Source organism: Collinsella ihumii (assembly GCF_900046475.1).
GTDB lineage: Bacteria > Actinomycetota > Coriobacteriia > Coriobacteriales > Coriobacteriaceae > Collinsella > Collinsella ihumii.
The window spans coordinates 575,825-589,069 of sequence record NZ_FCOU01000003.1 but is presented as its reverse complement, the minus strand read 5'-3'; the positions used below and the strand labels follow the sequence as shown (position 1 = coordinate 589,069).

Annotated in this window: 14 protein-coding genes; all 14 read left to right on the top strand. The window is 66.3% G+C overall.

The features are described 5' to 3' along the window. Positions 1–150: 150 nt before the first annotated feature. Positions 151–1,068, top strand: a complete 918-nt coding sequence (locus BN3789_RS03845; protein WP_066830163.1) for a dihydrodipicolinate synthase family protein — start codon at positions 151–153, stop codon at positions 1,066–1,068. Between the two features lie 162 nt (positions 1,069–1,230). Continuing rightward, positions 1,231–2,424 carry a glycerate kinase gene (locus tag BN3789_RS03840; protein ID WP_066830160.1) on the top strand — a complete coding sequence of 398 codons (1,194 nt, stop codon included), beginning with the start codon at positions 1,231–1,233 and terminating at the stop codon, positions 2,422–2,424. Between the two features lie 99 nt (positions 2,425–2,523). After that, complete coding sequence (gene garR, locus BN3789_RS03835) at positions 2,524–3,408, top strand: 2-hydroxy-3-oxopropionate reductase (RefSeq protein WP_066830156.1); 885 nt, start codon at positions 2,524–2,526, stop codon at positions 3,406–3,408. A gap of 111 nt (positions 3,409–3,519) precedes the next feature. Next, on the top strand, positions 3,520–4,380 hold the full coding sequence (locus BN3789_RS03830) for an MBL fold metallo-hydrolase (RefSeq protein WP_066830153.1): 861 nt from the start codon (positions 3,520–3,522) through the stop codon (positions 4,378–4,380). A 550-nt stretch (positions 4,381–4,930) separates the two neighbouring features. Next, positions 4,931–6,100 (top strand): ribosome small subunit-dependent GTPase A, encoded by a 1,170-nt coding sequence (gene rsgA, locus BN3789_RS03825; protein WP_066830151.1) that lies wholly within the window; start codon positions 4,931–4,933, stop codon positions 6,098–6,100. Positions 6,101–6,425: 325 nt separating this feature from the next. After that, positions 6,426–7,232, top strand: coding sequence for a Flp pilus assembly protein CpaB (gene cpaB, locus BN3789_RS03820; RefSeq protein ID WP_229254160.1), 807 nt, complete (start codon positions 6,426–6,428; stop codon positions 7,230–7,232). Continuing rightward, positions 7,232–8,803, top strand: coding sequence for a CpaE/TadZ family protein (locus BN3789_RS03815; RefSeq protein ID WP_066830149.1), 1,572 nt, complete (start codon positions 7,232–7,234; stop codon positions 8,801–8,803). The genes cpaB and BN3789_RS03815 overlap by 1 nt, the downstream gene beginning before the upstream one ends. Further along, positions 8,800–10,143 carry a TadA family conjugal transfer-associated ATPase gene (locus tag BN3789_RS03810; RefSeq protein WP_066830148.1) on the top strand — a complete coding sequence of 448 codons (1,344 nt, stop codon included), beginning with the start codon at positions 8,800–8,802 and terminating at the stop codon, positions 10,141–10,143. The genes BN3789_RS03815 and BN3789_RS03810 overlap by 4 nt, the downstream gene beginning before the upstream one ends. Beyond that, entirely contained in the window at positions 10,128–11,069 is a 942-nt protein-coding gene (locus tag BN3789_RS03805) for a type II secretion system F family protein (RefSeq protein ID WP_229254159.1), read from the top strand. The genes BN3789_RS03810 and BN3789_RS03805 overlap by 16 nt, the downstream gene beginning before the upstream one ends. Positions 11,070–11,081: 12 nt before the next feature. Beyond that, the gene (locus BN3789_RS03800) at positions 11,082–11,687 is read left to right on the top strand and encodes a type II secretion system F family protein (RefSeq protein ID WP_066830142.1); all 606 of its coding nucleotides are present in this window, start codon (positions 11,082–11,084) and stop codon (positions 11,685–11,687) included. Between the two features lie 16 nt (positions 11,688–11,703). Next, a complete protein-coding gene (locus BN3789_RS03795) occupies positions 11,704–11,928 on the top strand; it encodes a class III signal peptide-containing protein (protein WP_229254158.1) in 225 nt (74 codons plus the stop codon). Positions 11,929–11,947: 19 nt separating this feature from the next. Continuing rightward, complete coding sequence (locus tag BN3789_RS03790) at positions 11,948–12,481, top strand: hypothetical protein (RefSeq protein ID WP_066830139.1); 534 nt, start codon at positions 11,948–11,950, stop codon at positions 12,479–12,481. A gap of 17 nt (positions 12,482–12,498) precedes the next feature. After that, positions 12,499–12,738: a hypothetical protein gene (locus BN3789_RS03785; protein WP_066830136.1), complete on the top strand. Its 240-nt coding sequence runs from the start codon at positions 12,499–12,501 to the stop codon at positions 12,736–12,738. Beyond that, positions 12,683–13,228 (top strand): TadE/TadG family type IV pilus assembly protein, encoded by a 546-nt coding sequence (locus tag BN3789_RS03780; RefSeq protein ID WP_066830133.1) that lies wholly within the window; start codon positions 12,683–12,685, stop codon positions 13,226–13,228. The genes BN3789_RS03785 and BN3789_RS03780 overlap by 56 nt, the downstream gene beginning before the upstream one ends. Positions 13,229–13,245: the final 17 nt, after the last annotated feature.

Genomic DNA, 13,245 nt, shown 5'->3' with positions numbered 1-13,245 from the left:
CCAAACTGGTACGCGGAACACGGTTCCGGTGCCGGCGCCCTGTGCCTCTCGTCGCGTATACCATAGTTCGGGAGGCGAATATCCCATATAACTAGATGTGTCAAGCACGAACCGTCATTTTTTCGGTAAGTGCCCGAGATTGGAGCACGAATGGCAAGTAAGTTCGATGTCGAGCGCCTTAAGGGCATCGTCGTCCCCATCATCACCCCGGTTACCGATGCCTATGACGGCAAGATCGATATCGCGCGCCTGTGCGATCAGGTCGACTACGTCATCGAGCACGGTGTCGACGGCATCCTGGCGTTCGGATCCAACTCCGAGTTCTACATGTTCGACGACGACGAGATGATCGAGGCCACCCGCGCCATCGTCGAGCGCGCCGCCGGTCGCGTGCCGGTGTTCTTCGGTGTCGGCCACATCCGCACCTCCAAGGCCGTCGCGCTCGCCAAGCGCGCCGCCGAGCTGAACGTCGACGCGGTCTCCGTGCTCACCCCGATGTTCATCCATCCCACCGAGGAGGCCAACTACCACCACTTCAAGGCGGTTGCCGACGCCATCCCCGACACGATGGTGCTCATCTACAGCAACCCCGGTCGCGCCGGTTACGCCATGACGCGCAACACCATCTCCCGCATCGCGCATGACTGCGAGAACATCGTGGGCATCAAGGACTCCTCGGGCGACATCACGAACCTCCAGGAGCTCATCCGCCTGACCGACGACATCGACTTCGCTGTCTTCGCCGGCAAGGACACCGTCGTGTTCCCGGCTCTGTGCTGCGGCGCCGTGGGCGCGGTGTGCTCCACGTCCAACATGTACCCCGAGCTGGTCTGCGGCATCTACGACAAGTTCGTGGAGGGCGACTACAAGGGCGCCCTTGAGAACCAGACCAAGCTCAACCCGATCCGTCTGTCCCAGGACGCCGCCAGCTTCCCGGCTGCCACCAAGGACATGGCCAACCTCATGGGCATGAACGCCGGTCCGTCCGTGCTGCCCACCGAGCCCGCCGACGGCGCTGTGCTCGAGGGCATGAAGGCGGCCATGCGCGCCGGTGGCTACCTCGACTAGCTCCCCCTTTTCCTTGCCGGTCGCCTTGGGCGACCGGCCTTCCTCATCTAGCGCGGGGCGTGTCCCTGCCTATATGGCGCCCCGCGCATTTTGATGTTCCTGCGGCCGCTTTGGCCGGTACATAGGCTCAAGCACAGCTTCAACTTTCGAGAGGAGGTTTCCATGGACAAGCTATCCGTTCTGATCGCGTCTGACTCGTTCAAGGGATCCGTTTCGAGCCTCGGCATCGCCGATCTGCTCGAGCAGGGCATCCATCGCGTCGTTCCCGACTGCGAGGTCCGCAAGTTCGCCATCGCCGACGGCGGCGAGGGCACGGTCGAGGCCATCGTCTCCGGCGTGGGCGGCGAGATGCGCGAGGTCGAGGTCTCCGGACCGCTGGGCGACACCGTGTGCGCCCACTACGGCTTCATCGGCGAGGACACCGCGATTCTGGAGATGGCTGAGGCGAGCGGTATCACGCTCATCGAGCAGAACAGCGACAACGCCCTGCGCGCTTCCACTTGGGGCGTCGGGCAGGTCATGCTGGATGCCATCGACCATGGAGCCAAGCGTATCTATATCGGTTTGGGCGGTTCGGCTACAAGCGACGGCGGCGCCGGCATGGCCAAGGCGCTCGGCATTCGCTTTTTGAACGCGGACGGCGAGGACATTCCTTGCGGTCTGGTCGGGCTGGGCGAGCTCGCGTCGATCGATTGCTCCCAGATGACCGATAAGCTCGACGGCGTCGAGGTCATCGCCCTGACGGACGTGACGAGCCCGCTGACGGGCCCGGATGGCGCCGTGTGCGTGTTCGGTCCGCAGAAGGGCATCCCCGCCGATCAGACGACTCACTTCGATGCGTGGATGGCCCGCTATGCCGAGATCATGAACGCCACGGTCGGCCGTGCGGTTGACGCGGTGCCCGGTTCGGGCGCTGCCGGCGGCCTCGGGGCGGCGCTCGTCGCGTTCTGCGGAGCGCGCATCCAGCGCGGCATCGAGACGCTGCTCGATCTCATCGGGCTCGAGGACGCTATGGACGGTGTTGATTTGGTGATCACGGGCGAGGGCCGCATGGACTCCCAATCGGCGTTTGGCAAGGCACCCATAGGTGTGGCCAAGCGCGCCAAGCGCCACGGCATCCCGGTGGTCGCGGTCGTCGGCGGACGTGCCGACGATTTGGGTACCGTATATGACGAGGGCATCGACCTGGTGCTCTCCATCGCCACGGGCCCGATCACGCTCGCCGAGAGCATCGCGCACGCCGATACGCTCGTGCCGATTGCGGGCGAGAACGCCATTCGCGCGCTGCTGCTGGGATCCAAACTCCGCGCCGAGCACGAGTCCCAGGAAGCGTCCGCGATCTTTTCTGCAGCATAACGGGTGCTGCAGGCTCTCTGAATCCCTTTGGGGTTCCCGCCCGCGTTTTGCGGGCGTGAACATAGGCAGGCTGTTGTAATGAAAAGAAAGGACAGCAGTATGAATGTAGGATTTGTCGGTCTGGGTATCATGGGCAAGCCCATGTCCATCAACGTCCAGAAGGCTGGTCACACGGTCTATGCGTTCGACTTCAACATCGAGCGCGCGAACGACCTCGTCGAGCTCGGCGGCGTTGCCTGCGCAAGCGGCAAGGAGGTCGCTGAGAAGTCCGACGTCATCATCACCATGCTCCCCAACTCCCCGCACGTCGAGGCCGCGCTCTTCAACGAGAACGGCATCGCCGAGGGTCTTTCCGCTGGCAAGTGCGTCATCGACATGAGCTCCATCGCTCCGCTGGCGAGCCGCGACTTCGCTAAGCGCCTCGAGGAGATCGGCGTCGACTTCCTGGACGCCCCCGTCTCCGGCGGCGAGCCCAAGGCCATCGACGGCACCATCGCCGTCATGGTCGGCGGCAAGGAGGAGGTCTTCGCCAAGTACGAGGACCTGCTCAAGACCATGTCCTCCACGGTCACCCTCGTGGGCGAGGTCGGCGCTGGTAACATCACCAAGCTCGCCAACCAGATGATCGTCGCCATCAACATCGCCGGTGTCGCCGAGGCCTACTCCCTCGCCAAGAAGGCCGGTGTCGATCCTTCCCGCGTCTACCAGGCCATCCGCTCCGGTCTGGCCGGCTCCACGGTCATGGATCAGAAGTCCCAGAAGATCTTCGACGGCGACTTCACCCCTGGCTTCCGCATCGAGCTCCACATCAAGGACCTGCAGAACGTCATGGACACCTCTCACGGCGTGAACGTCTCCGTGCCGTTCTCCTCACTCGCGATGGAGATCATGCAGTCCCTCAAGGCTCATGGCCACGAGAAGGACGACCACTCCGGTATCGCCGAGTGGTACGAGATGGTCAACGACATGAAGCTCCAGGGCTAAGTGTCGATCAAGACGTCTTTGCCGTCTGCCGGGCGCCCCGCATCGGGGCGCCCGGTTTTTTCTTAAGGCAGCAGGCGGCATGTTCCGCCTGCTTATGAGGGGGAGGGCCCTATGCCGTTTCGTTGCACGCCGCCGATTCCGGGCGTGTTCGCCTGTGCATCCGAGCGTCCATGGGAGCTTGCGGTCGAGCCGTTCCAGGTTGCCCCGCGTACGTACTATGTAGCCGGTCAGCGCTGGGTCGGCTGCTATCTCATCGATACGGGCGCGGGATGCATCCTGATCGACACGGCGGTGTCGGAGACCTGTCCTTTGCTGATCGACTCGGTCCACAAGCTGGGATACCAGCTCTCCGATATCAAGCTCATCCTCATCTCCCACGTGCATGTCGACCATTGCGGCGCGGCCGGCATGCTGGCGCATCTCACGGGTGCCAAGGTCCTCATGAGCCGCGAGGACACCGAGTTCATGCGCGCCTGCCCCGAGGAGACGACGCATCTCGATGCGCGCCTGCATGCGCAGCCGTTTGAGGTTGACGGCTACTTCTCGGACGAGCATCCCGTCGATCTGGGGGACATATCGGTGCGCACGCTGCTGACGCCTGGCCACACCTGCGGTTGCACGTCGTTTTTCTGGGAAGTCGAAAACCCCGCGAACGGCGAGCGGTATACCGTCGCCATGCATGGCGGCGTGGGCGCGAACACCATGAACGACGACTATTACCGGACAAGCGCCTACCTCACCCCGGCGCTGCGCACGCGCTTCATCGACGATGCCGAGCGCATCGCTGACATTCCGGTCGATATCGCGCTGCCGAGCCACCCCAACCAGATCGAGATCATGGATCGCGCGGGAACCTATACGGATAAGGGCCAGCCCTATCGGGATACGACGGTTTGGGGAGACTTCCTGCGCGAGCGCGTGCGTCAGATTCGCGAATACGACCCGGGTCCGCAGGAGCTTCAGCGTGCGTAGGACACCGTTGAGTCGCATGAGGGAACATTCCACGGGTGCATAAAGATGGTTTGCAGACCATGGGACGGGGCGTGTCGCCCGCCTATAGTCTGAACCATGATCGGATACGGGAATCAAGAACACCGCAAGGACACGTGCACACCGTAAGGACACGAAGAAGCACGATAAAGCTCCTACCATAGAGGCAGCGAGACAAGGCGTCTCCCAGAACCTGCTTTCTCTCCCCTGAGGCGGGCGGACCTCAGCTTTTTTGCCACTTTTCCTCCTTTCATGGCGAAAAGGCTGAAGCCGCCCGCCTTTTTGCGTTCTGCAGGTCCGCGTGTTTAGCCTACGATCACATCAAAGCGTCCGCCAACGGACCGTGAGTGGAGGCTCCACTGAGCAGGCGGGGAACGCTCATAGGTCCGCCCACATGGGTGCCTGGGCGGCAGGAGTGATGCTCACGCGCCCGTCCCCATGGGTAGGCGCGGCAGCCCGGCGCGAACGCAGTTAATCAGTGCTTCCCTTGCGTTACACTGGGCGATGTCGTCTTTCGAGCGGAGGGGCTCCTATGGGCAAGAACAAGGCAAAGGGCAAGCGCCGGTCGCATGCAACGCCCGTCGACACGGCTGCCATGATGGCGACGCTGCCGCAGGTCGATGCGTTGCACGATGTGCCCACCTTCGCCGACATGCATATCGACGATGCGCAGCGGGCCGCGCACGAGTCGTTCTGCGCTGCGCTCGCGGCGACGGATGCGCAGGCGGCCTCCGAGATGCACATGGGATGCGTCGTGCGCCTCGACCGCGGGTTCCCGCTCGTCGCGACCGCAGAGCGCGTGTTCCGCGCCGAGCACGCGGTGAGCTTCGCCAAGGGGCGCTCCGAGGGGGAGCGCCTGCTTCCTGCGGTCGGCGACGTCGTGACGGTTCGGCTGGCCCCCGGCCACGATATGGGCGTGATCGAGCGCGTGCTCCCGCGCAGGACCTCATTCGAGCGCTGGCGGGGCAAAAACCGCGGTGAGAGGCAGGTGCTCGCCGCCAACGTCGATACGATCTTCATCGTGCAACCGCTCGGCGCCTCCCGCGACACCTCGGCGCTCGTCCGCGATCGTATCGCCCGCTCCCTTGTGCTCGCCTACGATTGCGGCGCCGATCCGGTGGTCGTCTTCACCAAGGCCGATCGCTGCGACGCGGACGAGCTCTCATCCATCTTGGCCGATACGAGGCGTCTTGTTGGATCCGAGGTGCGGGTCATCGTCACGTCCTCGATGGAGGGGACGGGCCTGGACGAGATTCGTCTCTGCGTGCCGCACGGCACCTGCGCCATGATCCTGGGCGAATCGGGTGCGGGCAAGTCGACGCTGCTCAACGCGCTGCTCGGGCACGAGGCCATGGCTACGGGCGAGGTGCGCGAGCGCGACGATGCGGGACGCCATACCACCGTCGCGCGCGTGATGGTGGCGCTGCCCGAACCCTGCGGCGTGATGACCGATGCGCCCGGCTTGCGCAGCCTTCCGCTGGTTGGGCATGAACGCGGCCTTGCCCGCGCGTTCCCCGAGATCGTCGTGGCGGCTCGCGCGTGCCGGTTCAACGACTGCACGCATACGCATGAACCGGGCTGCGCCGTGCGCGAGGCCCAGCAGGCCGGCGACATCGACGGCATCCGCCTCGAGGCCTTCCTCGCGCTCGCATCCGAGATGCGCGTCAGCGCGCAGAGCCTCGACCCCGACATCAAGCTCTAGGGAAATACCGACCAATGAATGGGTCATTTGGGGATGGGTTCGTTCCAACCCATCGGCGGCAGCGCAAGCCGCCGATGGGTTGGAACGAACCCGTCCCCAAATGACCCATTGCTTACGGACATCTAACACGTCTGTTTGATATGGGAAAGTCCCTCGTCAGATGGCGAGGGACTTTCTTTTTTCGATTCAGATGACCCTTCGATCCCCTCGGACAATTGAATCGTTCCGCACGGCAGGACCGAACAGGCGATGCGCGTGGCGGATACCCAGCAGGTGCCGATGAGGGGAGCGCTTCGTGAAACGCAGTGTCAGGCTCGCGATCAGCGTGGTTACGGGAATCGCGGCGGCTGTCGTAGCGCTGGCCTACGCCTCGTCGGTGCGACAGGAGGCGCAGGCTGCGCAGCAGGAGGCCCTCGCGCGCTATGGCGGCGAGCTCGTGGCCGTTTGTGTGGCCTCGCGCGACATCGAACCGGGCGACATGATCGACGAGGGGAACGTGGTCGTCGAGGAGTGGGTGACCAGCCTGCTGCCTCCCGAGGCCATGACTTCTCTGGGCGATGTCGCCGGTCGCGTCGCGACCTCGCACATCCCCGAGCGGGCAGTACTCTCACCGGTCTATTTCGAGACGCAATCCGGCTCGCTGGAGATCCCTGCCGACAAGGTCGCGGTGTGCGTGGCGAGCGATCCGCAGCATGCGGTGGGCGGATCGCTCGCGCGCGGCGACACGGTGGATGTGTACGTGTCCGACGCCGAGATCGCCGACCGCCTGCTGTCGGCGCGCGTGCTGGACACAAGCGCGCTCGCCCAGGGCGGCGGCGATCTGAGCTGGGTGACGCTGGCGGTCGATCCCGGGCGGGTGTCCGAGGTGCTCGCGGCGATGTCCGCCGGCCAGATCACGCTGGTCGCTCCCGGACGGGACGGTGGCGTATCGGACGACGCCGCTGACGAGGACGATTCGGCGGCAACCGATGCGGGCGATACCGAGCGGGCATCTGGTGGCGATGCGGTCAGTGAGGCGTCCTCGAATCAGGCTGATGAGGATGCGCACCGTGAAGAAAGTAAGGATGGGGGCTCTGCCGGTTCGTCTGAAGACGAGGGGGTCTCCGTGGAAGAGAAGCGTGGTGATGCTTGATGGGATCGATGTGGCTGGCGTGCTGCAACGGGAGCGAGGCGCCCCGGGTTCGGCACGAGATCGAGGCGCGCGATGCGGGCGCACGGCTGCTGCGCGTCGATGATGCGGCGAGTCTGCTCGCGGTGGCGCAGGTCATGGCGGGGATCGCCGCCGGTGCGGCGGTCTGCGTGCATGATGGCGAGGACGCCGAGGGCGCTATCGAGAACCTGGTGCGCCTGGAGTGCGCCGAGACCGTTCTGGCGTTTGTCGACGAGGCGGATGCGGGGCTTATCGCCCGCCTCTTTTTTGCAGGAGCAACCGAGGTCATCGCTGTTGGAGACGTGTGTGTTGACGGCGACGGCGAAAGGGCGTGTGCGGGAGAGGGTCCCGAGTCAGTTCTGCGGCCGGAGCGTGCAAGCGGCGATGACCTCGAGCTCGAAGTTCCGCCGTGGGAGCGTGCCGAGCCTGCGCGCGAGGATATCGGAGAAGACGCGTATGCGCGGACGCCGGGTGATTCCGATGACAAGAAGACGGAAGGTGCGGATGCGCGATCCGTCTCGGCCGGACCGACGGCGTCGGACGCGCCCGACCGGGCCGATGGGGGCGGAAAGCCCGTTGCGCGAGATGCCTGCGAGCCCAAGCCTGCAGATGGCGGTGCCGCGGAGCCCGGGGAGGATGCGACGGCGTCGCGACCGGCGCCGGACGCGGTGACGTTTTCGCCAAGAACTGGCGGGGCGGAGGTCGGCGGCGCACCGTTGGTGGTCGCCATCTCCGGTTTGGGTGGGTGCGGAAAGACGACGGTTGTTTCGGCCATGGCGTGGCAGGCTGCGCAGATGGGGTTGCGCGCGGCGGTCGTCGATCTTGATCTGATGTTTGGAAACCTGCACAACCTCATGGGGGTCGAGCGGGTGTGCGACCTGGGGCGACTGGTCGATGCCGACGGCAAGCCGATGTGCTCCCAGGAGATGATCGAGGCGACGGCGATGCGGATCGCCCCGGGACTCACCCTGTGGGGGCCGTGCTTTGCCCCCGAGTACGCGGAGCTCATGGCGGCTCCCGTCGAGGAGCTGATCGGCGTGCTGCGCCATGAGGCCGATGTGATCTTCGCCGACACGTCGGTATTCTGGGGAGATGCGGTGGCGTCGGCCGTGTCGAGCTGCAACCGCTGCCTGGTGGTGGGGAGCGGCAGCGTCTCGGCGGAGACCTCCACGGTGCGCGCCGTCGCCCTGGCCACGCGCATCGGGGTGCCCAAGACGCGCATGACATGCCTGTTCAATCGGTTCGGAGCTCCCGGCTGCGACGAGGAGCGCGCCATGCGCTTTGAGATGGCGGTCGCCCTGCGCTCGCGTGCGCGCATTTCCGATGGGGGCCAGACGGTGCACGACCTGCTGTCGTTCGGCAAGCTCGGCGACCTCATGGCCACCTCGAACCCATTTACCCGCGACGTGCAGACGACGACCTACGGCCTGCTCAAGGAGCTCGGCTGCCCCTTGGAGGGCTGGGAGGGCCAGCAGCAGGCGCTCGGTGCGCAGAACGGCTCGCGCTCTCGCATCAAACTGCCCTGGAAGCATGAGGAAGGGGCGGGGCAATGAGCGTTCTCGAGCGCGTGAGGCGCGCGGAGCGCTTCGACGACGAGGGCGTCGAGGGCCTGGAAGGCCTGATGGACGAGCGCCTGCGCGAGGTCAAGCGAACGGTTAAGCGCGAGATGATGGAGCGCATGGGCTTTGCCGAGGTCGCGCGCATGGCCAACGCGGCGGATGCCGCGCGGTCGCGCGAGGAGCTTCGGCCGGTGATCGAGGCGGTGCTCAACACGAGCGAGACGGCGGAGGTCGACGCGGCGGACCGCGCGCGCATCATCAACGAGGTGCTTGACGACGTGGTGGGGCTCGGCCCCCTGCAGCCGCTGCTCGACGACGAGAGCGTGACCGAGATCATGGTGAACGGCTGCACGTCGGCGTTTTTCGAGCGCGGCGGAACGCTGCACCCCATGCCCGACGTGTTCGAGAACGACGAGCAGATCCGCATCATCATCGATCGCATCATCTCGCCGCTCGGCAGGCGCGTGGACGAGCGCAGCCCGCTGGTGAACGCCCGCCTGCCGAGCGGCTACCGCGTGAACGCGGTCATCCCTCCCATCGCCATCGACGGTCCGACGCTGACGATCCGCAAGTTCTCGGACCGCATCAGCTCGCTGGCTCAGCTCGTCGAGATGGGTTCGCTGCCCGACTGGTACGCAAGGCTGCTGTCGTGCGCGGTGTCGCTCAGGCAGGATCTGGCGGTGGCAGGGGGTACCGGCTCGGGCAAGACCATGTTGCTCAACGCGCTGTCGTGCGAGATCGGCCTCGGGGAGCGCATCGTGACCATCGAGGATTCCGCCGAGCTCAAGTTCTCGCGGCACCCGCATGTGGTCCGTCTGGAAGCGCGCGAGGCGTCGATCGAGGGCGAGGGCGCGGTGAGCATCCGCGACCTGGTGACCAACGCGCTGCGCATGAGGCCCGACCGCATCGTGGTCGGAGAGGTGCGCGGCGCCGAGTGCATCGACATGCTGCAGGCCATGAGCACGGGCCACGACGGCTCGCTGACGACGCTGCACGCGGGCTCCGCCCGCGAGGCGATCGTGCGCCTGACGCTTCTGGCGCGCTACGGCATCGACCTGCCGGGGGACCTGATCGAAGAGCAGATCGCGATGGCCCTCGACGGCATCGTCATGTCGGCGCGCCTGCCGGGCGGGCGGCGCTACGTCTCCTCGTTTGCCGGCGTGTCGCGCGCGGAGGGCGGCGGCGTGGAGCTGACCGAGTACGTGGCCTTCGATGCGGCGACGCGGACGTGGGAGCTCGTATGCGAGCCGCCGTTTATCGAGGAGGGGTTGCGGTCGGGTTTGTTGAGCAGGGAGGAGGTGGAGCGATGGAGGTCCTTGTGTCCTGCTGCGTAGGCGCGCTCGCCATGGTGAGCACGGGCATGGCGCTGGTGCCGGCAGGTGCGAGTGCCGCCACCCCCTATGTGCCCCAGGCGGCCGCCACGCCGCTCGAATCCTTATGCGGGATGGCCCGACGCCTGGGGTCGGCGCTGCTGGGCGGCAGGAGCGTCCCCGCAGCGCCCGTTGCGCGCGCGTTGGGCGAGCTGCGCTTTGCGGCGTGGGGCCGGACGCGTCCGCTTGGGAGCGCGGACGACGCGACGCTTCTGGGGCTGGTCGTGATGATGAGCGCGGTGTCCGGCGTGGTCGTATCGGTGGTGGCGCATGCGCTGCCGGCGCTGCCGATCGGGTTGGCGCTGCCCTCGGTGGTCCTGGTGGTGCTGTCATCGCGCAGGGCCCATCGCGAGGCGGGCCGTCTGGAGGAGGCGATGCCCGAGGCGTTCGGGGCGCTCGCCATATCGCTGGGGTCGGGTCACTCCCTGTCGCAGGCCATGCGCTACGTGGGGAGTCATGCCGAGGAGCCCGTCCGCTCGGAGTTCATGCGCGTCTCGTTCGCGGTGGATTGCGGGATCTCGGCGGTGGATGCGCTCGACGCCATGCTGACGCGCCTGCGCGCCCCGGGGCTCGACTTGGTAGTGCTCGCCCTCAAGGTCTCCCAGAGAACGGGAGCCCCGCTGAAGGATTTGCTCGCAGAGGCGACGCGTATGGTCAGCGCGCGCATCGAGCTGCGCCGGATGCTGGACGTCAAGACGTCGCAGGCACGTCTGTCGGCACGGCTGGTCGCCTGCATGCCGGTCGGGATGCTGGCGGTGCTCTCGCTGATCTCCCAGGATTTCCGCGCCGGCTTGGCGATGCCGATCGGTGCGGCATCGGTTGCGTTGGCGCTGGTGCTCAACGTGGCGGCGCTTGTCGTAATCCGCAAGATCATGAAGGTCGAGCTGTGAGAGGGGGTCGGTATGCAACAGGTTCTATGGGTGGGAGCTGTCGGTTTGTCGGTTGCGCTCTGCGCGTGGTTCGTGCTGGAGCTGGATGGGCGGAAGCTGTTGGGGTCGATGCGGGCGGGCGCCGCGCGCGTGGACGCGCTGCGTGCGGCGCGCAGAGGAAAGGCGGCGGGTGCGACGGTGACGCTGGGGCAGGTATCCGAGATGGTCGACGTGATCAGGCTCGGGCTGTCCGCGGGGTTGTCGTTCGATGCCGCGCTGGGAATGTATTGCGAGCACAGCCGCGACGCGCTCGCGTCGCGTATGGCGCGCGCCCGCCTGGGCTGGCAGATGGGCATGGAGACGAGGGAGGAGGGCCTCATGGCCGTGGCGCGCGACGTCGAGGTGCGGCAGCTCGAGTCGTTTGCGGTGTCGGTCGGGCAGGCCCATGCGTTGGGGGCGCCGCTTGCCGACACGCTGGCACGGCAGGGGCACGAGATGCGCGCGGCACACCGTGCGGCCGTGGAGCGCGAGATCGAGCGGGCTCCGGTCAAGATGCTGATCCCCACCGGCGTGCTCATCTTGCCGGCGCTGCTGCTGTCTATCGTGGGGCCGCTCATCGCATCGAGCGGGGCGGCATGAGGTAAGGAGGGTTCATATGGAACGGATGACGAAGCTGATCGGATGCGTGCGGGCGCAGGCGGCCGAGGTCGGGACGCTGTTTCGCGAGGAGCGGGCGCAGGGCACCATGGAGTACGCGATCTTGGTCGCGGTGCTGGTGGTCGTGGCCATCGCTGCGATAACGGCGGTCGGCCCCATGATCGGCGACATGTGGACGGCGATCGAGGACGGCGTCACGAGAGCGACCGGTGCGGTCGGATAGGGGCGTCGGGCCTCGTCGCATGCGGTGGGCGCTTTTCGCGCTGCCGGCCGCATGCCTTGCCGTGGCGCTTGGGGCGCTGTGGTGGACTCAGGGCGTGGCGGATATCGTCGCGCCCTCCTCGTCTGAAGCGACCGGGCAGCGGGCTGAGGACGTCTCAGACGAGCGGAGTGCCGTCGAGACGGTCGATTCCGATGTCGAGCGGATGTTCGAGCGGGCGGAGGTCGTGATGGAGAAGGCCGTCGAGTCATCCGTCGATTCGTTCATATCCGATCTTGGCGCCGGTGCCGAAAAGGGAGCCCAGGGCGCGGCGGTGCAATGGTCCGAGCAGCGCGATCTGGTCGGGCCCGCGCAGGATGTGCTGTACGCCTATGCGGAGCTTCCCGAGGCCGAGCTCATGAGCAGCGGATACCTCGACCTCGCGGGGAACGTCTGGGTGGCGCTGGTCCAGGGCGGCCGGGAGTGGGTCGACATGGTGTATCTGGCGTCCAACGAGGAGCGAAGCGAGACGGATGTGCATATCGTCCGCCTGCGGGCGGAGATACCGGATAGCTAGGAGGGCGGGATGAGGAGATGGGGGCAATCGACCGCGGAGTTCGCGAAATCCGGCGTCTCGCCGTGCGCGCCGCAGGGGAGCAGCGGGCCCAGGGGACCCTCGAGTACGCATTGGTGTTCTGCATGCTGCTCGCGATCGTGCTGGGTCTGGCGGCCATCTGGAAAGCGGGCGAGCAGGGCCTGTTCGCCCGTTTGGTCGAGGATGCGGCCTCGCACGGCCTCGACCCGCTCGGCGTCTTGGACATCTTGCTGTACTGAGCTTGCGCGCGAGCGGTCGGCGCAGGCGACCGTCGAGGCCGCCTTCCTGCTGCCGACGTTTCTGGTGCTGTTGCTGTTGGCGCTGCAGCCGGTGTGCATGCTCTACACCCGCAGCGTGATGGAGTCGGCCGCCTCCGAGACCGCGCGCCTGATGGTCACGGCGCAGGAGGACAACGACATGACGCTGAAGGCGTTCGCGGTGCGTCGTCTCCAGGCCGTGCCCGATCTGGACATCTTCCATGCGGGCGGGCCCGCCTCGTGGGACGTCCGCCTCACGCGCGCCGAGGACACCGGCGGGGCGGTCGGCGTGTCGATCAAGGGGTACGTGACGCCGTTGCCGGTGCTCGGCGTGTTCGCCTCGGCGTTCGGCAAGACGAACATCTACGGCGATGTGGAGATGGAGGTGACGGTGGCATATGAAGGACGTCCGAGCTGGCTGGAGGGCGATTACGAGACGTGGATGGAGATGTGGGAGGAAGAAGAGGCGTGAGGAGGGCTCCGATGGGG

Bases quoted from the DNA above. Each gene is read 5' to 3' on its own strand.
- BN3789_RS03845 (WP_066830163.1), top strand. From the start codon at position 151: ATGGCAAGTAAGTTCGATGTCGAGCGCCTTAAGGGCATCGTCGTCCCC.
- BN3789_RS03840 (WP_066830160.1), top strand. From the start codon at position 1,231: ATGGACAAGCTATCCGTTCTGATCGCGTCTGACTCGTTCAAGGGATCC.
- garR (WP_066830156.1), top strand. From the start codon at position 2,524: ATGAATGTAGGATTTGTCGGTCTGGGTATCATGGGCAAGCCCATGTCC.
- BN3789_RS03830 (WP_066830153.1), top strand. From the start codon at position 3,520: ATGCCGTTTCGTTGCACGCCGCCGATTCCGGGCGTGTTCGCCTGTGCA.
- rsgA (WP_066830151.1), top strand. From the start codon at position 4,931: ATGGGCAAGAACAAGGCAAAGGGCAAGCGCCGGTCGCATGCAACGCCC.
- BN3789_RS03815 (WP_066830149.1), top strand. From the start codon at position 7,232: ATGGGATCGATGTGGCTGGCGTGCTGCAACGGGAGCGAGGCGCCCCGG.
- BN3789_RS03810 (WP_066830148.1), top strand. From the start codon at position 8,800: ATGAGCGTTCTCGAGCGCGTGAGGCGCGCGGAGCGCTTCGACGACGAG.
- BN3789_RS03800 (WP_066830142.1), top strand. From the start codon at position 11,082: ATGCAACAGGTTCTATGGGTGGGAGCTGTCGGTTTGTCGGTTGCGCTC.
- BN3789_RS03795 (WP_229254158.1), top strand. From the start codon at position 11,704: ATGGAACGGATGACGAAGCTGATCGGATGCGTGCGGGCGCAGGCGGCC.
- BN3789_RS03790 (WP_066830139.1), top strand. From the start codon at position 11,948: ATGCGGTGGGCGCTTTTCGCGCTGCCGGCCGCATGCCTTGCCGTGGCG.
- BN3789_RS03785 (WP_066830136.1), top strand. From the start codon at position 12,499: ATGGGGGCAATCGACCGCGGAGTTCGCGAAATCCGGCGTCTCGCCGTG.
- BN3789_RS03780 (WP_066830133.1), top strand. From the start codon at position 12,683: ATGCGGCCTCGCACGGCCTCGACCCGCTCGGCGTCTTGGACATCTTGC.